Annotated in this window: 19 protein-coding genes; 12 read left to right on the forward strand and 7 right to left on the reverse strand. The window is 71.0% G+C overall.

The window, feature by feature from the left end; genetic code table 11:
* The first annotated feature begins 192 nt into the window (after positions 1-192).
* Entirely contained in the window at positions 193-957 is a 765-nt protein-coding gene (locus ACGFY9_RS13040) for a carboxypeptidase regulatory-like domain-containing protein (protein ID WP_393753781.1), read from the forward strand.
* A gap of 11 nt (positions 958-968) precedes the next feature.
* On the opposite strand, the gene ACGFY9_RS13045 is transcribed toward ACGFY9_RS13040, so the two are convergent.
* Positions 969-1,850, reverse strand: a complete 882-nt coding sequence (locus tag ACGFY9_RS13045) for an alpha/beta fold hydrolase (RefSeq protein ID WP_393753782.1) — start codon at positions 1,848-1,850, stop codon at positions 969-971.
* Between the two features lie 85 nt (positions 1,851-1,935).
* Here ACGFY9_RS13045 and ACGFY9_RS13050 point away from each other — a divergent pair, with 85 nt between their 5' ends.
* On the forward strand, positions 1,936-4,011 hold the full coding sequence (locus tag ACGFY9_RS13050) for a BTAD domain-containing putative transcriptional regulator (RefSeq protein WP_393753888.1): 2,076 nt from the start codon (positions 1,936-1,938) through the stop codon (positions 4,009-4,011).
* Between the two features lie 13 nt (positions 4,012-4,024).
* Here ACGFY9_RS13050 and ACGFY9_RS13055 read toward each other — a convergent pair whose 3' ends face one another.
* The gene (locus tag ACGFY9_RS13055) at positions 4,025-5,989 is read right to left on the reverse strand and encodes a hypothetical protein (protein ID WP_393753783.1); all 1,965 of its coding nucleotides are present in this window, start codon (positions 5,987-5,989) and stop codon (positions 4,025-4,027) included.
* A gap of 193 nt (positions 5,990-6,182) precedes the next feature.
* Between ACGFY9_RS13055 and ACGFY9_RS13060 the strand changes: the two genes are divergently transcribed.
* From ACGFY9_RS13060 to ACGFY9_RS13080, 5 genes are all read left to right on the forward strand, one after another.
* Entirely contained in the window at positions 6,183-7,178 is a 996-nt protein-coding gene (locus ACGFY9_RS13060; RefSeq protein WP_393753784.1) for a LacI family DNA-binding transcriptional regulator, read from the forward strand.
* Between the two features lie 174 nt (positions 7,179-7,352).
* Complete coding sequence (locus ACGFY9_RS13065) at positions 7,353-9,227, forward strand: right-handed parallel beta-helix repeat-containing protein (protein WP_393753785.1); 1,875 nt, start codon at positions 7,353-7,355, stop codon at positions 9,225-9,227.
* A gap of 71 nt (positions 9,228-9,298) precedes the next feature.
* Positions 9,299-9,706 carry a CoA-binding protein gene (locus ACGFY9_RS13070; RefSeq protein WP_393753786.1) on the forward strand — a complete coding sequence of 136 codons (408 nt, stop codon included), beginning with the start codon at positions 9,299-9,301 and terminating at the stop codon, positions 9,704-9,706.
* Between the two features lie 151 nt (positions 9,707-9,857).
* Positions 9,858-11,495, forward strand: a complete 1,638-nt coding sequence (locus ACGFY9_RS13075; protein WP_393753787.1) for an APC family permease — start codon at positions 9,858-9,860, stop codon at positions 11,493-11,495.
* 87 nt (positions 11,496-11,582) lie between these two features.
* The gene (locus ACGFY9_RS13080; RefSeq protein ID WP_393753788.1) at positions 11,583-12,806 is read left to right on the forward strand and encodes a 4-hydroxybenzoate 3-monooxygenase; all 1,224 of its coding nucleotides are present in this window, start codon (positions 11,583-11,585) and stop codon (positions 12,804-12,806) included.
* 40 nt (positions 12,807-12,846) lie between these two features.
* Here the strand turns inward: ACGFY9_RS13080 and ACGFY9_RS13085 are convergent, their stop codons facing one another.
* On the reverse strand, positions 12,847-13,206 hold the full coding sequence (locus ACGFY9_RS13085) for an ArsR/SmtB family transcription factor (protein ID WP_393753789.1): 360 nt from the start codon (positions 13,204-13,206) through the stop codon (positions 12,847-12,849).
* A 59-nt stretch (positions 13,207-13,265) separates the two neighbouring features.
* Here ACGFY9_RS13085 and ACGFY9_RS13090 point away from each other — a divergent pair, with 59 nt between their 5' ends.
* Positions 13,266-14,345 carry a cation diffusion facilitator family transporter gene (locus ACGFY9_RS13090; protein ID WP_393753790.1) on the forward strand — a complete coding sequence of 360 codons (1,080 nt, stop codon included), beginning with the start codon at positions 13,266-13,268 and terminating at the stop codon, positions 14,343-14,345.
* A 24-nt stretch (positions 14,346-14,369) separates the two neighbouring features.
* On the opposite strand, the gene ACGFY9_RS13095 is transcribed toward ACGFY9_RS13090, so the two are convergent.
* Positions 14,370-14,927, reverse strand: a complete 558-nt coding sequence (locus ACGFY9_RS13095) for a YbaK/EbsC family protein (protein ID WP_393753791.1) — start codon at positions 14,925-14,927, stop codon at positions 14,370-14,372.
* 31 nt (positions 14,928-14,958) lie between these two features.
* Complete coding sequence (locus ACGFY9_RS13100) at positions 14,959-15,543, reverse strand: helix-turn-helix domain-containing protein (protein ID WP_393753792.1); 585 nt, start codon at positions 15,541-15,543, stop codon at positions 14,959-14,961.
* 49 nt (positions 15,544-15,592) lie between these two features.
* Here ACGFY9_RS13100 and ACGFY9_RS13105 point away from each other — a divergent pair, with 49 nt between their 5' ends.
* A complete protein-coding gene (locus tag ACGFY9_RS13105; RefSeq protein ID WP_393753889.1) occupies positions 15,593-16,507 on the forward strand; it encodes a DMT family transporter in 915 nt (304 codons plus the stop codon).
* A gap of 557 nt (positions 16,508-17,064) precedes the next feature.
* Here the strand turns inward: ACGFY9_RS13105 and ACGFY9_RS13110 are convergent.
* The gene (locus ACGFY9_RS13110; protein WP_393753793.1) at positions 17,065-17,862 is read right to left on the reverse strand and encodes an acyltransferase; all 798 of its coding nucleotides are present in this window, start codon (positions 17,860-17,862) and stop codon (positions 17,065-17,067) included.
* A 107-nt stretch (positions 17,863-17,969) separates the two neighbouring features.
* Between ACGFY9_RS13110 and ACGFY9_RS13115 the strand changes: the two genes are divergently transcribed.
* Positions 17,970-18,497: a gamma carbonic anhydrase family protein gene (locus tag ACGFY9_RS13115; protein WP_393753890.1), complete on the forward strand. Its 528-nt coding sequence runs from the start codon at positions 17,970-17,972 to the stop codon at positions 18,495-18,497.
* Between the two features lie 84 nt (positions 18,498-18,581).
* On the opposite strand, the gene ACGFY9_RS13120 is transcribed toward ACGFY9_RS13115, so the two are convergent.
* On the reverse strand, positions 18,582-19,226 hold the full coding sequence (locus tag ACGFY9_RS13120; RefSeq protein WP_393753794.1) for a DedA family protein: 645 nt from the start codon (positions 19,224-19,226) through the stop codon (positions 18,582-18,584).
* Between the two features lie 230 nt (positions 19,227-19,456).
* Between ACGFY9_RS13120 and ACGFY9_RS13125 the strand changes: the two genes are divergently transcribed.
* Both ACGFY9_RS13125 and ACGFY9_RS13130 read left to right on the forward strand, forming a co-directional pair.
* The gene (locus tag ACGFY9_RS13125; RefSeq protein ID WP_393753795.1) at positions 19,457-21,166 is read left to right on the forward strand and encodes an ABC transporter ATP-binding protein; all 1,710 of its coding nucleotides are present in this window, start codon (positions 19,457-19,459) and stop codon (positions 21,164-21,166) included.
* Positions 21,163-23,112 carry an ABC transporter ATP-binding protein gene (locus ACGFY9_RS13130; RefSeq protein WP_393753796.1) on the forward strand — a complete coding sequence of 650 codons (1,950 nt, stop codon included), beginning with the start codon at positions 21,163-21,165 and terminating at the stop codon, positions 23,110-23,112. The genes ACGFY9_RS13125 and ACGFY9_RS13130 overlap by 4 nt, the downstream gene beginning before the upstream one ends.
* Positions 23,113-23,125: the final 13 nt, after the last annotated feature.

A 23,125-nucleotide genomic window follows, 5' to 3' on the forward strand; every position in this document is an offset into this window, starting at 1 on the left:
GGGATTCACCCCGGTCTGTCCGGTACACCGAGGTGCGTGACCCCGTCGGCGTTCGCCCGTTCGCCCATCCCGCCTTTCGCCGAGGCCGGTGGGGCGTGTGGGGTGGGAGCACCGACCAGCAGCCCGCCGAGACGATCCCGGAGAGTTCCGATGACCGACCGCCGTACGTTCCCCCACGGATCCCTGTCGCCGATGCCCGTCCGACGTCGGCTGCTGCTTCTCCTGCTGACCGTCGCGCTCCTCCCGACCGGTGTCGCCGCCGCCACGGCCGCGCCGCTCCGCGCCGACTCCGGGGAGTTCTCCGCACGGGGTCTGGGTGGCGGGGTGACCATCGTGCCGGGGCGGTCCGGGCTGGTGGAGATCAGCGGGTACGACGGTGCCGACCTGCCGGCCGGGTCCTCGCTGCGGCTGACCGCGCCCGCCGGGGCCCGGGTCACCGGTACGCCCCTCGCCGACACGGCACGGTTCCAGGGCGAGGTGACCGCCGACGGTACGAGCGGCACGTACACCTACGTCCGTGACTCGGGGCCCGGTTCGTGGAAGGACGGCGGGTATCCGTTCGCGCTCGCCGTGGACGCGCGGGCGGTGCCGGGGACGCGGCTGCCCGGGTGCGCCGTCGTGCTGACCGACGCGGGCGGAGCCCGTCGCGCGTCCGGCAGGTGCACCGTGACCGTGGGCATGCCCGTGCCGACGCTGACCGAACCGGCGGGCGGCACGTTCGTGTCCGGCGCGGCGCGGCTCGCCGGGACCTCCTATCCGGGGGCGCGGGTGAGTGTCCTTGACGCCGCAGAGCGCACGGTGTGCGCGGAGGTCGCGCGCATCGACGGCACCTGGTCGTGCACGCCGGACACCCCCCTCCCGGCGGGCGCCAACCGACTGCACGCCGGCGCCGCCTTCCACGGGGTCTCGGCTGTCGGCGAGGACGTCGACTTCACCGTGACCGCGAGGACCCCCTGAGGCGCACCGGTTCAGCGGGCGGCGACAAGCTCCCGCAGTGTCTTCGCCACGCCGGCCGGGTCCTCCTCCGCCATGAAATGGCCGCAGGTCACGGTCTCGTGCCGCAGGTCCGGTGCCCAGGCGCTCCACAGGGCCGCCGCGTCGAAGCCGAGAGCCGCGCCCCAGTCCTGCTGGAGGACGGCGACCGGCATCCGCAGCCGGTTGCCGGCGTCCCGGTCGGCCCGGTCGTGGGTGACGTCGATGCCGGCGGAGGCGCGGTAGTCGGCCACGATCGAGGGGACCGCGGCGCGGCAGGCGTCGAGGTAGGCGGTGCGGATGCCGGCGGGGACCGCCGACGGGTCGTTGGTCCAGAGGTCGAGGAAGTGACCGAAGAACGCGTCGGGCGCGGCGGCGATCAACTGCTCGGGCAGGCCCGGGGGTTGGGCCATCAGGTAGAGGTGGAAGCCGACGGCTGCGGTGACGCCGTGCATGACGTCCCACATGTCCAGCGTGGGGAGTACGTCGAGGCAGGCGAGGTGGCTGATCGTGCCGGGGTGGTCGAGTCCGGCGCGGAAGGCGACCAGGGCGCCGCGGTCGTGCCCGGCGAGCGCGAAACGGTCGTGGCCCAGGGCGCGGGCCAGCGCGACGACGTCCGCCGCCATGGTGCGCTTGGCGTAACCGGAGCCGTCGGTCTCGGCGGGCTTGTCGCTCGCGCCGTAGCCGCGCAGGTCGGGGCAGATCACGGTGTGGTCGGCCGCGAGGTCGGCGGCGACATGGCGCCACATCAGGTGGGTCTGCGGGAAGCCGTGCAGCAGCACGATCGGGCTGCCCGAGCCGGAGACGGCGGCGTTGAGGGTGACGCCGTCCGCGACGGGGACGCGGTGGTAGGTGAAGCCGGGGATGGTCGTTGACATGCCGCCGAGCCTGCCGCGCGCCGATGAGCAACGAATGAGCGCGCTACGGTGACCTGGGGCGATGCCCCGGAAAGGGTGGTCGGCGATGGAGGTCGCGTTCGGGGTGCTGGGGCCGGTCGCGGCCTGGGACGGCGCCGGGGACACGATCGCCCTGAAGGGCCCGCGGCACCCGGCTGTGCTGGCCCGGCTGCTGGTCGCCCGGCGTCGGGTCGTACCGGTGACACGCCTTGTCGCCGACCTGTGGGCAGGCCAGGACGAGCCGCCCGCCGACGCGGTGGGCGCGGTCCGCACCTTCGTCGCCGCGCTGCGCCGGGCCCTGGAACCGGAGCGCCCGCCGCGGACTCCGGCCCGGCTGCTCGTCACAGAGGGCCCGGGGTACGCGCTGCGCGCCGGGCCCGAGGCCGTGGACGCCTGGCGCTTCGAACGGGCGGTGACCGCCGCCGCGACCCTGCCGGCCCCGCACGCGCTCAACCTGCTTGAGGAGGCGCTGAGTTGGTGGCGGGGCCCGGCCTACGCCGACTTCGGCGACGAGACCTGGGCCCGCGCGGAACGCTCCCGCCTCACCGAGCTCCGCCTGCACGCCGTCGAACGCCGGGCCGAGACCCAACTCACCCTGGGCCGGGCCGCGGAGGCTGTTCCCGACCTGGACGCACACGTCGCCGAGCACCCCTGGCGCGAGGACGCCTGGCGCCTGCTGACGCTGGCCCTCTACCGCACCGGCCGCCAGGGCGACGCGCTCGCGGTACTGCGCCGGGCACGCACCCTCCTCGTAGAACAACTCGGCGCGGACCCGGGTCCGACGCTGCGCCGCCTGGAGGCGGACATCCTGGACCATGCGGCGCACCTGGACCCCGGTCCGCCCATCGATCAGGCGCCGCACCTGGACCTCGGCCCCCATCATGACCACGCGCCCTCGCCCACCCATGCCTCGCGCCCCGGCCCCGTGTCAGATCCGAGCGGTCCAGCCGACCGCGTATGGGCCGACGCAACCGCCGCCTATGACCGAACCGTCGCATCCGGCGCCCCGGCCCGCCTGGAATCGACAGTGGGACTCCTCCGCAACCTCGCGGTGACCGGAGGCGGCGGCCTGAAGGCGGCCCGCCAACACCGCCTCGCGGCGATCACGGCGGCGCGGGAACTGGGCGACCCGGAACTCACCGCCCGCGTCATCGGCGCCTACGACGTCCCCGCGATCTGGACCCGCGTCGACGACCCGCAGCAGGCGGCGGACACGGTGGCCGCGGCCGAGCACACCCTGGCCGCGCTCCCACCGGAGGCCCATCTCGCCACGCGGGCCCGCCTGTTGGCCACGATCGCCTTGGAGTCACGCGGCACCCGCTCCGCCCGCGGACCCCAGGCCGCGCGCCAGGCCGAAGACATCGCCCGCCGGTTGAACGACCCCGCACTGCTCGCCTTCGCCCTCAACGGCACGTTCATGCAGACCTTCCACCGCGCTGGCCTGGCCCCTCAACGGGATGCGATCGGCGCCGAGTTGATCGCCCTGTCGGCCCGGCACGGCATGGTCACGTACGAGGTGCTCGGGCATCTCATCCGGCTCCAGTCCCGCAGCGCCCTCGCGGACTTCACCGGAGCCGACGAACACGCGGCGGCTGCGGACCGGCTGGCGGAGCGTCATGAACTGCCGCTGGTGGGCGTGTTCACCGAGTGGTACCGGGTTCTACGGCTCTCCGCGACCGGCAGCCCACACGGGACCGAGGTGGCAACTGCCTACCAGCGCGCGGCACTTCGGCTGGACGGAGCCGGTATGCCCGGGCTGGAGCACGGGCTGCTGCCACTGGCCCTGCTGTGCCTGCGGCTGCGGAACGGGCAGCCCGCACAGACCGACGCCAACGTCGACTGGGGACCCTACGAGCCATGGGCTCGCCCGCTGGTGCTGCTCGCCCACGACCGACCCAACGAAGCCCTGACGGCCCTGAGTTCACTCCCGGACCCACCCCGCGACCTCCTCTTCGAGGCCCTCTGGTGCCTGGCCGCCCGCGCCGCAATCACCGTCGACCACCGGGCGACGATGGAGCGCGCACTCACCGGACTGACGCCCGCCGCAGCCGAGTCGGCCGGAGCGGGCAGCGGCCTGCTCACCCTGGGCCCGGTCGCGCGGTACCTCGACGATCTCGCCGTCGCGCTACGGAGCCCTCGGTGACCCGGTGCCCGCGTCAGTCGGTCACCTGCACCACCGCCGTCGCCCCCGCCCGTACCGTCGGCGTCGCGTACGTGTAGGTCACGCCGTTGACCACCTTGGTGCGCACGTGCTGCGGAACGCCGTTGACCTTGATCTTCTTGTGGACGCCCGGGAATCGGGCCTCCCAACTGTAGGAACCCTTGCGGGAGTTGTTCGTCAGGGTGGTCCTGGTCGCGCCGTCGTGGCGGACGGTGACCGTGCCCGTGCCCGTGCCGATGGGGACGTCCGCCGCCTGGAGCCACTTCATGCCGGTCGGCAGCTGCGACTGGGTGGTCACCTTGTGGTTCGGCGCGTCCGGAGTGATTCCCATCAGGCCCTGCACGGTCTGGCTGACCAGGGTGAACGACACCTCGGGGTAGTCCCCGTCGGGGCCCTGGCTGGAGTTGACGTGCTGGGTCTCCCGCTCGCCGTAGATCTTCTTCATCCACTGCCAGGCGGTGTCGGGGCGGTTGTTCTTGAAGAACATGTCCGGCAGATAGGTCGTCGACTCGATGTTGGGCGAACCGTCCGGTCCCAGCTCCTGCGCCTGGATGTAGTCGAGGTAGGCGTCGTTGCGCGGGCCGGGGTCGATGATCTGCTTCATCGGCATGAAGACGCTGTTCTCCTTGCCCCAGCCGGTGACCGGGGTGCCGGAGGTGGTGTACGCGCGGACCATGTCGGCCCCGCTGCCGGTGCCGCTCCAGTCGTCGTTGAAGTACGTCTTCAGGTCGGCGGCACGCTTGTCGTAGGTCCTGGCCAGCGCGGTGTCGCCCCTGCCGCGGGCGAGCACGGCCATCGCCAGGTAGGCCTGGTACTCGGAGGCGATGCCGTCCCCGGCCTCGGCGAGACCGTCGCCGTCCTGCTCGTTGTAGCTGGCGGCGCCCTGGAAGATGCCCTGGCCCGTGCCCTCGGCGACCTTCACCCTGCCGTTGTCCTTGGCGGAGTTGTGCAGGTCGATGAACTGCTCGGTGGCGTGCCGGTAGAAGTCCCACAGCACCGGGTCGTCGACGTATCTGCGGTCGCCGGTCCACAGGTACGCCTGGGCCGCCTTCTCGACGAGCTCGAACGTGGCCGGCACCTCGCGGACGAAATTGTCCGGGCTCTTGTAGTCGATGCTCAGGTAGGTCTTGGCGTCGAAGTTGAGGGACCACACCGGGAAGTACTTGTGCTCGGCGGTGGCCGACCGCGCGTACGAGCGGAGCATCGTCTCGTTCTCGGCGTCGAGCCCGATGAGGTGGGCGCCGGCGAGCTGGTGGGTCATGTCGCGGGAGTAGTAGGCGCTGCGGTTGGCGTATCCGGCCCAGTAGGTGGGCTCGTACGCCGCGGTGCCGGTGCCGCCGGTCTGGTACTCGTCGACGTTGATCGGGCCTACGGTGCCCGGGAGCTGGACCCAGCTGTTGGCCTTCTTCTGCGCCCAGTCGAACATCGCGACGACCTCGGGGTCGGACGAGGTGACCTTCGGGTCGGCGGGCGCGGCGGGCGAGATCATCAGGTCGTCGGCGTTGACCCAGGCACTGCCGGAGCCGAATTCGATCTGGAGCCGGTCGCCGGTCTTCAACGCGACGTCGCTGATGGTGTACCGGGCGTACCCGGGGTGCTGCGGCAGGGTGATCGTCTGGACGGTCTCATCGTTGCGCCGGATCGTGTACGTGCCGCCGGTGCCTGCGCTCCCGATCCACGCGGAGAAGTCGTAACTCCCGTTCCTGGGCGCGACGATGGTCAGCTGGGCGCTCTTGCCGGCTCCGGCGTCGAGGTAGAGGAAGCGTTCGCCGCCGTGCTTGTTGCCGGTGCCGACGCCGGCACCCGAGGTGAAGGTCCAGCCCGTGCCGCCGTTCTCGAACCCCGGGTCGGGGATGGTGAGTTGAGGGCGGGGTGCGGCGGACGCGGTGGCCGACAGAGCGGGAGCCATCGGGGCGAGCAGGGCAACAGCGGTGAGCAGCATGAGCCTTGAGGGCTTCATCGGGTCTCCCGGTCTTCGGTCACTGCGGGGTGGGGGCCGCGTGGTGGCCGGAAAGCTAGCAGGGGCGGAAGTGGCGATTCAATGGTCATGCGCGAGAAACATGGAAGACACGCAGTTCTGCTGCTACTTTGCACGGCAGGATGTGCTGGAAGTTTTCATCCTCTTCTTGCAAGTCAGGGTCGGAGGGAACCGCATGAAGGTCGGCATCACCGAGGTCGCGGAGCGCGCGGAGGTGAGCGAGGCCACGGTCAGCCGGGTCATCAACCGCCGTCAGGGCGTGTCCCGCAAGACCCGCGAGGCGGTCGAGCAGGCGATGGCCGACCTGGGGTACGAGCGGCAGACCCGGGGGCAACTCGTCGCGGTCGTCACGGAGTTGGTCTCCAATCCGTTCTTCGCGGATGTCGCCGAGCGCATCGAGTCCGTGCTCGCCCCGCACGGTCTGAAGACGGTCCTGTGCCCGTGTTTCCCGGGCGGGGTACAGGAGTTGGACTTCGTGACCTCGCTCGCCGACCGCGGCGTCGCGGCCGTCGTGTTCCTCTCGGCCAGCAACACCCTTGAGGGCGCGGACCCTTCGGCGTACGAACTGCTGCGGTCGCGCAGGATCCCGTTCGTCGGGATCAACGGCCGGTTCGAGGGTGTGAGCGAGGCGCCGGTCTTCTCCACGGACGATCTGCTCGCCGCCGAACTGGCCGTCGACCATCTGCACCGGCTCGGGCACCGCCGTATCGGCATGGCGTCGGGCCCGGTCGGCAACCGTCCGGCCGACCGGCGCGTCAGCGGCTTCGTCGCCTCGCTCTCCAGGCGTGGTGTCGAGGACGCGGAGCAGTGGGTGGTCCGGCAGTCGTACACCGTGGAGGGCGGCCAGTCCGCCGCGATCTCGCTGCTCGGGCGCGGTGCCACGGCGATCGTCGCGGCCAGCGACTACATGGCGCTGGGCGCGATCCGCGGCGCGCGCCGGCAGGGGTACGACGTGCCGGGTGATGTGTCGGTCGTCGGCTACGACGGCTCCATGATCATGGACTTCGTCGATCCGCCGCTCACCACGGTCCGCCAGCCGGCCGACCGGCTGGCCTCGGAGGCGGGCCGCAGCGTCCTCGCCCTGGTCGGCAATCGCGATGTCCCCGTCGGCGAGCTCCTCTTCGATCCCGAGCTGGTGATCCGCGCGAGCACCGGGGCGCCGAAGGCCTGAGTTCCCCTCGCGCGTCCGGATACTCGTCCGGCTACTCGTCCAGACCATTGACCTAGAGGTCGGATCTAAGCACACTCCAGTCGGAGTTACGGCCGGGCGATAGGCGGCAACTCCGTATATTCATCGGGTGTTTTGCGGCTCATGGTCGTGCATCACGAATGCTTCGGAGGGGCTATGTCTCGGTCTCGGTTCGTGTTTGTCGGGGTGGCGCTCGCGCTGCTCGTGGGCGGCGGCGGTCGTGTCGCCGCGGCGCAGAGAACGACGCCGGTGGCGGTGGTCGACGTGGACGCGTTCGGGGCCGACCCCTCCGGCCGGACGGACTCCACGCCCGCGGTCGTCGCGGCGCTGCGGCACGCCAAGAGCGTCGATCACGGGCGGGCGGTGCGCATCGAGTTCTCGAAGGGCACCTACCAGCTCTACCCCGAGCGGGCCGAGACGCGTGAGCTGTACGTCTCCAACACCGTTGGCGCGGACCAGCGTTACCGGGACAAGAAGATCGGGCTGCTCGTCGAGGACATGCACGACGTCACCGTCGACGGCGGTGGGGCGAAGCTCGTCTACCACGGTCTGCAGACCGCGTTCGCGTCGATCCGCTCGACCAACGTGACGTTCCAGAACTTCTCCTTCGACTACGCGGCGCCCGAGGTCATCGACGCGACCGTCGCCACCGCCGGGGTCACCGTAGGCACTGACGCCCACGCCTACCGCGTCCTGATGATCCCGGCCGGCAGCCCGTACGAGGTGAACGGCACGCACATCACCTGGCTCGGCGAGAAGAGCCCGGCCACCGGACAGCCGTACTGGTCGGGCACGGACGGACTCCAGTACACCCAGATCCACGATCCCGAGGCGCAACGGACCTGGCGCGGCGACAACCCGCTCTTCGACGACGTCTCCTCGGTCACCGACCTCGGCGACCGGCGGATCCGGATCGACTACACCACCGCGACGCAGCCGACGGACGCCGGGCTCGTCTACCAGATGCGCCTGATCGAGCGGACGGAACCGGGCGCCTTCATCTGGCAGTCCAAGAACGTCACGATGCGCTCGATGAACGCCTACTACCTCCAATCCTTCGGCGTGGTGGGCCAGTTCAGCGAGAACATCTCCATCGACAAGGTGAACTTCGCGCCCGATCCGAGGTCCGGCCGGTCGACGGCCTCGTTCGCCGACTTCGTGCAGATGTCCGGCGTCAAGGGCAAGGTCTCGATCACCCGGAGCCTCTTCGACGGCCCGCACGACGACCCGATCAACATCCACGGCACCTACCTGGAGGTCGTCGGGCAGCCCGGGCCGAACACGCTCACCCTCGCCTACGAGCACCCGCAGACCGCGGGCTTCCCGCAGTTCGCGCCCGGCGACGAGGTCGAGTTCACGACGCAGCGCACGATGACCCCGGTCGCGGACCCGCACGCGAAGGTCACGGCGGTCGACGGGCCCAGCGGCATGGACCACACCAAGTCCCTCACCACGATGAACGTCACCTTCGACCGGCCGGTCCCCGCCGGGGTCGAGATCGGCGGCACGGTCGTCGAGAACATCACGGCCACCCCGTCGGTCGTCATCTCGGGCAACACGTTCCGCGACGTACCGACGCGCGGCATCCTGGTCACCACCCGCAAGCCGGTCCTGATCAGCGGCAACCGCTTCGACGCGATGTCCATGGCCAGCATCTACGTCTCCGCCGACGCCTACCAGTGGTACGAGTCCGGCCCGGTCGCCGACCTCACGATCCGCGACAACACCTTCACCCGCCCCACCGGCCCGGTCATCTTCGTCGAGCCGACCAACCAGGTCGTCGACCCGGCGCACCCGGTCCACCACGACATCAAGGTCGAGCACAACTCCTTCGACATCAGCGACGTGACGGTCGTCGACGCGAAGAGCGTCGGCGGCTTCACGTTCACCGGCAACACGGTCCGCCGCCTGGCCCCGGCGGACCAACCGCCGTACACCTCCCCGCTGTTCGTCTTCCACGGCAGCTCGGGCATCCGTGTCGCGCACAACCACTACGACAAGGGCCTCAACACGTCCGTCGTCACGGACTGAGGAATCACGGTGCTCCGCCCGCTGTTGTCCCAGGGAGCAGCGGGCGCGCACGATTCCCAAGGAGGCCGAGCATGTACGGCGACTCAGCAACGATCCGCAAGATCCTCACCGAGTCCGGCGACACCTGGGCCGTCGTGGGGCTGTCGTCGAACGAACGGCGTGCGGCACACGGCGTGGCCGACGTCCTCCAGCGCTACGGCAAGCGCATCGTGCCCGTCCACCCGAAGGCGGAGACGGTGCACGGCGAGCAGGGTTACGCCTCCCTGGCCGACATCCCCTTCGAGGTCGACGTCGTGGACGTGTTCGTCAACAGCGACCTCGCGGGCGCGGTCGCCGACGAGGCGGTGGCCGTCGGTGCGAAGGCCGTCTGGTTCCAGCTCGGGGTGATCGACGAGGGCGCGTACGACCGGACCCGCGCCGCCGGTCTCGACATGGTCATGGACCGCTGCCCGGCGATCGAGATTCCGCGACTCGGCTGACCTGCGCAGACCTGTGCGATCACTGTGTAAAAGAAGCTCTCCAGCCCAAGTCAAATTTCAGGCAACGGACTTCTGTAATTATTTCATTCATTCCTAGCCTGGGGCCTCTTGCCCGTTAAGCATGCGTGCTGACTTCGAGAGGCCCCTTGACATGGTGAGTGTTGACCAGTCCATCCCAGAGGCCACCAGAGATCCGAGCGGCCTGCGGCGGGACGTCGGACTGATCGGACTGATGTGGGCCTCGGTCGGCTCGATCATCGGCTCCGGGTGGCTGTACGGCGCCGAGAAGGCCGTGGTGGTGGCCGGTCCGGCGGCGATCATCTCCTGGCTGATCGGCACGGTCGCGATCGTGCTGCTGGCCCTGGTCCACGCGGAACTCGGCGGCATGTTCCCGGTCGCGGGCGGTACGGCACGCTACCCGCACTACGCCTTCGGCGGCCTGGCCGGTATGTCCTTCGGCTGGTTCTCCTGGCTGCAGGCCGCGACCGTGGCACCGGTCGAGGTCGAGGCGATGATCGGTTACGCCGGTCACTGGTCCTGGGCGACGGGTTTCCAGCACACCGACGGGACCCTGACGGGCAGCGGGATCCTCGTCGCCGTCCTCCTCATGGCCGTGTTCGTCGTCGTCAACTTCCTGGGCGTCCGGGTCCTGGCACACACCAACAGCGCCGCGACCTGGTGGAAGATCGCTGTGCCGCTCGCCACGATATTCATCATCGCGGTCGGCAACTTCCACCCGGGCAACTTCACCTCGCACGGCTTCGCGCCGTTCGGTGCCAAGGGTGTGCTGAGCGCGATCAGTTCCAGCGGCATCATCTTCGCCCTGCTGGGCTTCGAGCAGGCCATCCAGCTCGCCGGCGAGAGCCGCGACCCCAAGCGGGACCTGCCGCGCGCGACCCTCGGCTCCGTGGCCATCGGCGCGACCATCTACGTCCTGCTCCAGGTCGTGTTCATCGGCGCGCTCCCGGGCAGTTCCTTCGCACACGGCTGGGCCAAGCTGGCGTACGCCGGCATCAGCGGCCCCTGGGCGGGCCTCGCGACCCTGGTGGGCCTCGGCTGGCTGAGCGTCGTGCTGTACCTCGACGCCATCATCTCCCCCGGTGGCACCGGCCTGATCTACACCACCGCCACCTCACGCGTCTCCTACGGCCTGTCCAAGAACGGCTACGCGCCCAAGGTCTTCGCCGACACAGACAAGCGGGGCGTGCCGTGGTTCGGCCTGATCATCTCCTTCGTGACCGGCGTGGTCTGCTTCCTGCCGTTCCCGAGCTGGCAGGAGCTGGTCGGGTTCATCACCTCGGCGAGCGTCCTGATGTACGCCGGCGCCCCGCTGGCGTACGGCGTGTTCGCCGACCGGCTGCCGCAACTGGAGCGCCCCTACCGGCTCCCCTTCGGCAAGGTGCTCTCGCCGCTGTCGTTCGTGGTGGCCAACCTCATCATCTACTGGGCCGGCTGGGACACCCTGTGGCGGCTCGGCGTCGCCATTGTCCTCGGCTACATGCTGCTCGGCACCTACGCCTGGTACGCCACGGCCAGCGAGCGGCCCGACGCGCCCCGGCTGGACTGGAAGGCCGCGCAGTGGCTGCCGGTCTATCTGCTGGGCCTCGGAGTCATCTCGTGGCAGGGCAGCTTCGGCGGTCAGGGTCACATCGCACTGTGGTGGGACATCGCGGTGGTCGCGGTCTTCTCCCTCGTCATCTACTACTGGGCCAAGGCCACCGCGTCGCGGGCCGAGGAGATCGAGCGCAGCATCGACGAGGTCGTCATCACGGACGCACCCGCGCACTGATCCGCACCCTCCCCCGCGAAATCCGAACCGGCCACCGTCGTCCAGGTGGCCGGTTTTCGGCTGTCTGGACACCGTCATAATGGTCCGGTGACCTTCGCCTCCCCCCACCCCGACTCCGCCTCCCCACACCACTTTCCGGTCGTCGTCGTGGGTGCCGGACCCGCCGGACTCACCATCGGCAACATCCTGCGCGCCGCCGGGATCGACTGCCTGGTGCTGGAGAGCGAGACCCGGGAGTTCATAGAACAGCGGCCGCGGGCCGGCGTCATCGAGGAGTGGGCCGTCCGTGGGCTGCGACAACGGGGCCTTGCCGAGCGGTTGTTGGAGCGGGCGCAGCTGCACACCGAGTGCGAGTTCCGGTTCGGCGGGCAGCGACACCGGTTGTCCTACACGGAGTTGACGGGGCATCACCACTTCGTCTATCCGCAGCCGTTGCTGGTGACGGACCTGGTGCGGGAGTACGCGGACGTGCGGGGCGGCGCGATCCGTTTCGGCGTCCAGGACGTCCAGCTGCACGATCTCGACTCCGATCGCCCGGCGGTGTCGTACACCGACCCGGAGACCGGTCAACGGCAGCTCGTGCGGGGCGACTTCGTGGCGGGCTGCGACGGTGCGCGCGGGGTGACCCGGGCCGCGCTGCCGCCGGAGCGGGCGCGGATCGCGCGGCACGACTACGGCATCGGCTGGCTGGCGCTGCTCGCGGAGGCGCCGCCGTCGTCGGACTGTGTGGTGTTCGGTGTCCATCCGCGCGGGTTCGCCGGGCACATGGCGCGCAGTCCCGAGGTCACCCGCTACTACCTGGAGTGCCCGCCCGGCGACGACCCCGGCAACTGGCCCCACGAACGCGTCTGGTCAGAGCTCCAGCACCGCCTCGCAGCGACCGGCGCCCCGCCGCTGACCGAGGGCCGGCTGATCGAGAAGCGCGTGCTCGACATGCACAACTACGTTGTCGAACCCATGGTGTTCGGCCGGCTCTACCTCGCCGGCGACGCGGCCCACCTCACCGCGCCCATCGCCGCGAAGGGCATGAACCTCGCCCTGCACGACGCGTTCCTGCTCGGCGACGCGCTCGTCGCGTATGTCACGAAGGGCGACTCCGCGGGCCTGGGCGGCTATTCGGAGGCCTGCCTGAGCCGCGTATGGGACTACCAGGAGTTCTCCCAGTGGCTCTCCGAGGTGTACCACGGCACCTCGTCCGGCGACCCGTACCGCGCGGGCACCACCCTCGCCCGCCTCCGCCGCGTCTTCGAATCCCCGGCCGCGGGCCTCGCGTTCGCGGAGAACTACCTGGGCGAGGACCCCAACTCCTGAGCTACGGCCGTCAGTTGTACAGCCGTCAGCTGTACGGCGGTCAGTCGTGCGGCGGGCGGTCGGTGAGGCGGTGGTCCGCCACGTTCAACGCCTCGTCGACGAGCCGTCGCAGATGGCCGTCGCTCAAGGCGTAGATCACCCGGCGGCCCTCCTTGCGCGTGGTGACCAGACCGGCCAGACGCAACCGCGCCAGGTGCTGGCTGACCGCCGGGCGGGCCGCGTCGCAGGCCTCCGTGAGGGTGCTGACGTCGGACTCGCCCGCCGTCAGCGCGTGCAGGAGGGTCAGGCGGGTGCGGTCGCCGAGGAGGGCCAGGAGTTCGGCGGCCAGCGCGAACTGTTCCTCGCCGGGGGTGCGCGGGTGCGCATCATGCGCAGTTGATAGGTGCATGCGTGCGCTCATACGCACATAATGGTCCTGTGGGCGCCGTACGTCCACCCGCGCACCGGAAGGGGACCCACGTGAGCGACCGGCATCACCACGAACACGAACACGCCCACCCGCACGACGACCACGGCCACGACCACCCGCATCCCCATGACCACTCCCCCACAGGCATCCGTCACCGCCTCGGCCACCTCCTCACCCCGCACTCCCACGAGACGGCCGACAAACTCGACTCCGCCCTGGAGTCCTCGGCCCGCGGCATGCGCGCGCTCTGGGTCTCGCTCGCGGTGCTCGGGGTGACCGCGCTCGTGCAGGCGGTCGTGGTGGTCGTGTCCGGGTCGGTCGCGCTGCTCGGCGACACCGTGCACAACGCGGCGGACGCGCTGACCGCCGTACCGCTCGGCATCGCGTTCGTGCTCGGCCGCCGGGCCGCGACCCGCCGGTTCACGTACGGCTACGGGCGCGCCGAGGACCTCGCCGGGATCGCGATCGTGCTGACGATCGCCGCGTCCGCCGTCTTCGCGGCCTGGGCGGCGGTGGACAGGCTGCTCGATCCGCGTCCCATGACCCATGTCCCGGTGGTCGCCGTCGCGGCGCTCGTCGGGTTCGTGGGCAACGAGTGGGTGGCCCGGTACCGGATGCGGGTCGGCCGGGAGATCGGGTCGGCCGCACTCGTCGCCGACGGACTCCACGCCCGTACCGACGGGTTCACCTCACTGGCCGTGCTGCTCGGGGCCGGCGGTTCGGCGCTGGGGTGGCAACTCGCGGACCCGATCGTGGGGTTGGCGATCACGGCCGCCATCGCGCTGGTCCTGCGGGACGCGGCGCGCGAGGTGTTCCGGCGCGTGATGGACGCCGTCGATCCGGACCTGGTGGACCGGGCCGAGCACGCCGTGCGGGAGGTCGAAGGGGTGCGCGGGGTGGGCGAGTTGAGGCTGCGCTGGATCGGGCACCGGCTGCGCGCCGAGGTAGCGGTGGTCGTGGACGGGGAGGCGACGGTACGGCAGGCCCACGCCGTCGCCGTAGCGGCGGAGCACGCGCTGCTGCACGCGGTGCCGCGGCTCACCGCTGCCCTCGTGCACGCCGACCCGGCGCCGGTGCCCGGCGAGGCCGACCCGCATGGAGAGTTGGCCCACCACCACGCCATGGCGTGAGTCTGGATCTCTACGGCTCGGGGCTCAGGCGACGCCCAGCTCCTCCAGCACCACCGCGCCCGGGAGTTCCGCGAACGCCTTGCCCGGGACGAGGAGTTTGCCGCGGCGGCGTCCGCTGCCGACCAGGACGTACGGCAGGTCGACGACGGCCGAGTCGACCAACACCGGCCAGTCGGCGGGGAGTCCGACGGGGGTGATGCCGCCGTACTCCATGCCGCTCGCACCGGTAGCGGTGTCCATCGACGCGAACGAGGCCTTGCGGGCGCCGAGTTGGCGGCGGACGACGCCGTTCACGTCGACGCGGGTGGTGGACAGGACCACGCACGCGGCCAGCATGGTCGCGCCGCCGCGCTTCCCGGCCACGACCACGCAGTTCGCGGACCGCTCCAGCAACTCGCGGCCGTAGTGCTCGACGAAGGTGGCGGTGTCGGCCCACGCGGGATCGGTGTCGACGTAGACGAACTGGTCGGCGGGGACACTGCCTTGCCAGGCGCGCACGGCGTCGGCGACCGGGCGGGTCAGCTCGTCGAGGCAGTCGGGGGCCGGGGTGGCGTGGTCGAAGTGTCCGATGGGTGCGCGCATGACGGCACGCTAACAGGCGTACGGCGGCGGCTCACGGGGTGTCCCGGTGCACGGGCGGGACCGACACCGCCATCACCATCTCCATCGGTACGTCGCCCTGATTGCCGTACGTGTGCGGGGTGTTGGCCTCGAAGGTGGCGCTCGCGCCGGCCGGGACGCGGTGGTCCTCCCCGTCCACGGTGAGGGTCAGCTCGCCGGTGGTGACATGGACCAGTTCGACGGTGCCGGTGGGGTGGGGTTCGGAGGCGCTGGAGTCCCCCGGCATCAGCCGCCAGTCCCACATCTCCAGCGGTCCGGGGGCCTCGGTGCCGGCGAGGAGGCGGTTGTAGCTGCCGGCGTCGGTGTGCCAGAGCCGCACGGCGCGGTCGGCGGGGACGATGCGGACCTTCGGGCCCTGTTCGTAGTCGAGCAGGGTGGTGATGCTGACGCCGAGCGCGTCGCCGATCTTGACGACCGTGCCGATGCTGGGGTTGGTCCGGGCCTGCTCGATCTGGATGAGCATGCCCCGGCTGACAGCGGCCCGGGCGGCGAGCACGTCCAGGGTGAAGCCGCGCACCGAGCGCCAGTGCTTGACGTTGCGAGCCAGGGACTGGTTCAGCAGGTCGAGGTCCGACACGTTCCGCCCATACCTTCGGTTCAATATTATGGATGACAGAGTGCAATGGATCGAACTACGGTGTGGTGCACCCGATCGTTCACCGAACTGTACTGCGAGGCACCCCGCGACAGCATTCTTCGCCCTGGCCACCAGCCTCCTGTGGGGAGTAGCCGACTTCGGCGGCGGGCTGCTGACCCGACGGACCCCGGCGCTGACGGTGGTCGTGGTCTCGCAGGGGATCGCGGCGGCCGTGCTCGGCGTGGTCGTGGTGGCCACCGGGGGCTGGAGCGAGGCCGGGCCGCGGCTGTGGTTCGCGTTGGCGGCGGGGGTGGTCGGGCCGGTCGCGCTGTTCAGTTTCTACAAGGCACTCGCGCTGGGCCCGATGGGCGTCGTCTCGCCGCTCGCGACGCTGAGCGTGGCCGTACCGGTCGGGGTGGGCCTCTTTCTCGGCGAACGGCCCGGTCTGATGCAGGCGGCGGGGATCGCGGTCGCCGTCACCGGGGTCGTCCTCGCGGGCGGTCCGCAGTGGCGGGGCGCGCCCGTGCAGCGCCAGACGATCCTGCTGACGCTGATCGCCGCGCTCGGCTTCGGCACGGTGTTCGCACTGATCGCGGAGGCGTCCAGCAGCGTGACCGGCCTCTTCCTCGCGCTGTTCGTGCAGCGCGTGACGAACGTGGCCACGGGTGGGGCCGCGCTCTACGTCTCCGTACGGCGGGGCGGGGTCGCGCTCCCGGCGGGCGGATTCCCCTGGGGTTCGCTGCCGGCGCTGGCCTTCGTGGGACTGGCCGATGTGGCGGCCAACGGAACGTACTCGATCGCCGCGCAGCATGGGCCGGTGACGGTGGCGGCGGTCCTGGCATCGCTGTATCCGGTGGTGACCGCACTGGCCGCGCGCGGGTTCCTGAGTGAGCGGTTGCGGGGGATCCAGGCGGCGGGAGCGGGGCTGGCGTTGGTGGGGACGTTGCTGCTGGCTACGGGGTAAGGAGAGTGGAGGCGGGGGGGTGTGCTGGGGGCGCCGGATGCTGGGGGGTGGCGGGAGGGCACCGGGTGAGGTGCCGGGGGCGTCGGGTGGCGGGCTCGTCTCGGCATGAATGCCAGGTCGGGCCTCGGCATGAGCGCCGGATCACGCCTCGGCGCACAGCCGACAGGCGCCGGCTGCCAGCTGGGGTGCCGAAGACGTCGAGTGCCGGGCTCGTCTCGGCGTGAATGCCAGGTCAGGCCTCGGCATGAGCACCGGATCACGCCTCGGCGCACAGCCGACAGGCGCCGGCTGCCAGCTGCGGTGCCGAAGACGTCGAGCGCTGGGCTCGTCTCGGCGTGAATGCCAGGTCAGGCCTCGGCATGAGCACCGGATCACGCCTCGGCGCACAGCCGACAGGCGCCGGCTGCCAGCTGGGGTGCCGAAGACGTCGAGCGCTGGGCTCGTCTCGGGATGAGTGCCAGGTCGGGCCTCGGCATGAATGCCGGGTCGAGCTTCGGCACCCGTGTCGGATCAGGCCTCAACTCGCATGCCGGATCACACCTCGACACGCGTGCCGCTCAGGCCTCCGCGTCCAGCTCCGCGAGGTGGGCGATCACGTTCTCGTCCAGTTCGGCCAGCCGGGCCGCGCTCGCCTCGTCCAGGCCCGCGAGTGCCCGGAGCTGATCCGGGGTCACATCCGCGGGGATCGGCACCGGCGCCGGGGTCCGGAGCGGCGGCTGCCAGCCCTCCGTCGGCGTCCAGCGGCGTACGACCCGTGCGGGCGCCCCCGCCACCACCGCGTGGTCGGGCACCGTGCCGCGGACCACCGCACCGGCCGCCACCACCACGTTCCGGCCGATCCGCGCACCCGGCAGGATCACCGCGCCGGTGCCGACCCAGCAGCCGGGGCCGATCTCGACGGCCTCCATGCGCGGCCACTGTTTGCCGATGGGCTCGTGCGGGTCGTCGTAGGAATGGTTCGTGGACGTGACGTAGACGTACGGCCCGAAGTAGCAGTCGCTGCCGATGGTGACCGTCGTGTCGGCGATCACGTGGCTGCCGCGGCCGAGGACCACGCCGTCGCCGAGGCGCAGGATCGGGTCGGGGCCGAGGTCGAGGTCCGGCATCAGGCCCGCCGTGAGCGTGACCTGTTCGCCGACGATGCAGTGGGAGCCGAGGTGGATCCAGGGTTCGCCGAAGACCGTGCCCAGGGGGAAGGCGAGCCGGGTGGCTTCGCCGATCGAGCCGAACCGGAAGCGGCCGGGGTTCTCGGCCGTCACCGACCCCGTGCGCTGCACCCAGGCCCAGCCCGCGTGGACGGCGCGCTGCACGAGGTGGCTCCGCCATTTTGAGAACGTGTTCTTGCGGTTGGGCACCCGGCCACCGTACTCAGCGTGAGCCGCACCCATGAGGTCCGGCCGCTGTGATCTTCGCCCCACCGATGTCGTACCGTGCGGGTGTCTTCGACGGCTGGGAGGTTCTTATGACGCACAGGGCGTTGATCGTGGGTATTGGTGGGCGGGAGCCGAAGGTCGATGGGGAGGCCTTTGTGGCTCCTACGGCGTCCGTGATCGGGGATGTGACGCTGTCCGCGGGGGCGAGTGTCTGGTACGGGGCGGTGTTGCGCGGTGACGTCGAGCGGATCTCGGTGGGCGCGAGCAGCAACATCCAGGACAACTGCACGCTCCATGCCGATCCGGGGTTTCCGGTCAGTGTCGGGGAGCGGGTCTCCGTTGGGCACAACGCCGTTGTGCATGGGGCGACCGTTGAGGACGACTGCCTGATCGGGATGGGGGCTACGGTGCTCAACGGGGCGGTGATCGGGGCGGGTTCGCTTGTTGCGGCTCAGGCGTTGGTGCCGCAGGGGATGGTTGTGCCGCCGGGTTCACTGGTCGCCGGGGTGCCTGCGAAGGTGCGGCGCGGGCTGAGCGGTGAGGAGCGGGAGGGGTTGAGCCTCAACGGGACCATGTACGCGGAGTTGGCCAAGGCGCATCGTGGGGTGCACGAGTAGGTCGTCGGGCGGCTTTCCGTCGTCCGTGGCTGGTCGCGACCACGCGGCGGAGCCGCATATTGAGCACAGCCTCGCGCCCCTTCGTTACTCGCCGGCGGTTACTGGCTCGGGCTCGTTCTTCTCGGCCGTCATCTTTTGCGCCTTGCGGCGCACCATCAGCATGGAGGCCAGGCCGACCAGTACCGCTGCCGCCAGGCCGAAGTAGGAGAAGCGCTTGAGCCAGTCCTCGGCGACGATTCCTACGTAGTAGACGACCGCTGTGGTGCCGCCGGCCCAGATGACTCCGCCGAGGAGGTTGGCGATCAGGAACTTCCAGTAGGGCATGCGGAGTACGCCTGCGAGGGGGCCGGCGAAGATGCGGAGGAGGGCGATGAAGCGGCCGAAGAAGACGGCCCACATGCCCCACTTCTCGAAGGACCGTTCCGCGGTGGCCACATGGCCTTCGCTGAAGTGTCTCGGGAACTTGTTCGCGAGCCAGGCGAGCAGGGGGCGTCCGCCCTTGCGGCCGATCGCGTAGCCGATGGAGTCGCCGATCACCGCGCCCAGGCTCGCGCAGGCGCCCAGGACGATCGGGTTGATGCCCGAGTGCTGGGAGGAGAGCAGGGCCGCGGAGACCAGGACGATCTCACCCGGCAGCGGGATGCCCAAGCTCTCCACCCCGATGACGAGTGCCACCAGGGCGTAGACGGCCACCGCCGGAACCGAGTCGAGCCATTCCTGGACGTGCAACGCCGGTCCTCCTGAATGCGCGGACTGTCTGTCTTGCCGGCGTGCGCCGAACAAGCCGAACAAAGGGCGCACTCAGGGAAGCCTACCGCCCGGCGTCACACGCCGACGCCCCTCGGACGACCGCATCGAAACCGCTCCGTTACGTCCCAGGCGGACCGAAAGGGCATCACCTACCCGAGATTCACTTAAGGTAGCCTTGCCTAAGTTGGCCGGTTTCCGGAGGGTGGCTGGTGGGAGCAGGGGAACTGTCGGGGCGGGACGTCCTGACGCGCTCGGTCAAGGGACAGACACGGCGCGTCGCACTCGGCTCGGCGCTCGGAAGCGTGCACCAACTGGGGGAAGCCCTGGTGCCGGTGCTCATCGGTGTCGTCATCGACCAGGCTGTCGCCGGTCAGGACGCCGGACGTCTGGCGCTCTGGCTCGGCGTACTCGCCGTCATGTACGTGACGCTGTCGTGGAGTTTCCGGCTGGGTGCGAAAGCCGGTGAGCGCGGTGCCGAAGAGGCCGCGCACACGCTGCGGTTGGCGATCGTGGGGCGGGTGCTCGACGCCCGTGGCGGTGCCGAGGAGGGACGGCTGCCCGGGGAACTGGCCAACGTCGCCACCGAGGACGCCAAGCGGGTCGGCGCGGTCAACATGGCGCTGATGGCCGGGACTTGGGCCGTCTCGGGTGTCGCTGTGAGCGCGGTCGCGCTGCTGCTGACGTCCGTGACGCTCGGGCTGATCGTGCTGCTGGGTACGCCCGTTCTGCTGTGGCTGGGGCATCTGCTGAGCAAGCCGTTGGAGCGGCGCAGCGAGGCCGAGCAGGACAAGGCCGCGCATGCGTCGGGCGTGGCCGCCGACCTGGTGGCCGGGCTGCGGGTGCTGAAGGGGCTCGGTGCGCAGGACGCCGCCGTCGAGCGGTATCGCCGGACGAGTCGCATCTCCCTTGCCGCCACGCTGCGTTCGGCGCGTGCCGAGTCCTGGCAGACCGGGCTCGTGCTCGCGCTCACCGGTGGGTTCATCGCGCTCATCGCTCTCGTGGGCGGCGGGCTGGCGCTCAACGGGTCGCTGACTCTGGGGCAGTTGGTGTCGGCGGTGGGGCTCGCGCTGTTCCTGCTGGGGCCGTTGGAGACGTTCGCCTGGGTCAACGCCGAGCTGGCGCAGGGCCGTGCCTCGGCCGCCCGCGTCGCCGAGGTGCTCGCCACCGGGCACGCCGTGGTCGACGGCGTCGACCCGGTCGCCGAGCCCGTTCGCGGGGAACTGCGCCTGCGTGGCGTACGGCTCGGTGGGCTCGACGGTGTCGATCTCGACCTGCCCGCCGGGCAGTTGACCGGCATCGCGGTGACGGACCCGGCCGGCGCGGAGGCGCTGTTGCGGTGCCTGGGGCGGGAGACCGATCCGGAGGCGGGGTCCGTCGAGCTGGACGGCGTGCCGCTGACTCGGCTTGATCCGGCGGGACTTCGGGCCGCTGTGCTGGTCGCCGCGCATGACGCGGCGCTGTTCGAGGGCTCGTTGGCGGCGAACGTGACACCGGAAGACGGCTCTCACAGCGGAGAGGCCGATCTCCTCACCGAGCGTGCCATGGCCGCCGCCCGCGCCGACGAAGTCGCCGGCTCCCTGCCGCGCGGCGCCGCGACCGGTGTCGGTGAGGGCGGGCGCTCTCTGTCCGGCGGTCAGCGCCAACGCGTGTTGCTGGCAAGGGCGTTGCGTGCCGAGCCGCCCGTTCTGGTCGTGCACGATCCGACCACCGCTGTCGACACGGTGACCGAGGCCCGTATCGCCGGCGGCCTGCGGGAGTTCCGGCAGGGCCGCACCACGATCGTGGTGACCAACAGCCCCGCCCTGCTCGCCGTCACCGACCACGTGATCCTCCTCGACGCCGGCCGCGTCGGCGCCCAGGGCACCCACGCGGACCTCGTACGAACCGACGCGACCTACCGGACGGCGGTGCTGGCATGACGACGGGAGCTGAGAGCGCGGGGGCCGGACGGGTGGACGCGCGAGGGACAGACGCGGAGCGGGTGGACGCCGAGCAGGTGGGTGCCGGGCTGACGCACGCCGAACCGGTCGACGCCGGACAGCCGCGTGCCGAGCGGACGCCGGCCGACCCATCGAACCCCGACCAGTCCGACCCCGCCCGCACCCTCCTCCCGACCGCCACCCCAGCCCGCACTCGCGCCGCAGTACGTGAACTCCTACGCCCCCAGCGGGGTTTGGCCGCCGCAGGATTCGGGCTGATGGTGCTCGCCACGGCCGTCGGACTGCTCACCCAGCCGCTGCTGGGCCATATCGTCGACGTCGTCACCGAGCACCGCTCCCCCGACGCGCTCACCTTCCCGGTGGTCGCGCTGGCCGGGGTCGCCCTGGTCCAGGGCGTGACCACCGCGCTCGGTATGTCCCTCGTGTCGCGGCTCGGCGAGACCGCGCTCGCGCGGCTGCGCGAACTGTTCGTCGAGCGTGCCCTGTCGCTCCCCCTCGACCGGGTGGAGAAGGCCGGGTCCGGTGACCTCAACGCCCGTGTCACGCGCGACGTTTCGCGGGTCGCGGACGCCGTGCGCGGGGCGCTGCCCGAGCTGGCGCGGTCCGCGCTGTCGATCGTGCTGACGCTGGGCGCGCTCGCCCTGCTGGACTGGCGGTTCCTCATCGCGGCGCTGATCGCCGTGCCGGTGCAGGCGCACACCGCCCGCTGGTATGTGCGCAACGCCGTTCCCCTGTACGCCAAGGAGCGCATCGCCACCGGGACGCAGCAGCAGCAGTTGCTGGACACCATCGGCGGGGCGCGGACCGTACGGGCGTACCGGCTGCAGAAGGGCCACACCCGGCGGGTCACCGAACGCTCGCGCTCGGCGGTCGAACTGACCATGAGCGGCGTGCAGTTGATGCTCCGGTTCTACAGCCGGCTGCACATCGCCGAGTACCTGGGGCTGTCCGCCGTCCTGGTCACCGGGTTCCTGCTGGTGCGCGACGGGTCGGCGTCGGTCGGTACGGCCACCGCGGCCGCGCTGTACTTCCACAGTCTCTTCAGCCCGGTGAACACCGCGCTGGTGCTGCTGGGCGACGCCCAGTCCGCAACGGCCGGACTGGCACGGCTCGTTGGTGTGGTGGACGAGCCCGCGCCCGTGGTCGCCGACCGCGCGGACGACCGTACGACCGCTGCCGGTCCCCCGTCCGTGACGCTGACCGGTGTCTCCCACGCGTATGTGCCGGGCCGCCCGGTGCTGCACGACGTGGACCTGGAGATACGGCCGAAGGAGCGGGTCGCGCTGGTCGGTACGACCGGTGCGGGCAAGACGACGCTGGCCAAGCTGGTCGCGGGGCTGCACCGCCCGGAGTCGGGCCGGATCGACGTCGGCGGTGCCGAGCCGGACGAGGCCGGTCAGCTGGTCGGGCTCGTCACACAGGAGGTGCATGTCTTCGCCGGGCCGCTCGCCGAGGATCTGCGGCTGGCCCGGCCGGACGCGCACGTCGAGGAACTCCGGGAGGCGCTCGAAACCGTGGGCGCGCTCGGCTGGGTCGAGGCGTTGCCGGAGGGGCTGGACACCGTCGTCGGTGACGGTGGTCATCGGCTGACCGCCGACCGTGCGCAGCAACTCGCCCTCGCCCGGCTCCTGTTGGCCGATCCACCGGTCGTGGTACTCGACGAAGCCACGGCGGAGGCGGGCAGTTCGGGTGCGCGGCAGCTCGACGAGGCCGCCGAGCAGGCGCTGCGCGGCCGTACCGCGCTGGTCGTGGCGCACCGGCTCAGCCAGGCCGCCTCCGCGGACCGGGTGATCGTCCTGAGCGACGGCCGGGTCGTGGAGAACGGCACGCATGACGAACTCCTCACCGCCCAGGGCCAGTACGCCGCCCTGTGGCACGCCTGGTCCGACAGCCGCTCCGCCGAGGCAGCCTCCGACGCCCATTAGCCCGCTGAGACCT

The sequence above is a fragment of the Streptomyces sp. NPDC048504 genome (assembly GCF_043200035.1).
Taxonomy (GTDB): Bacteria; Actinomycetota; Actinomycetes; order Streptomycetales; family Streptomycetaceae; genus Streptomyces.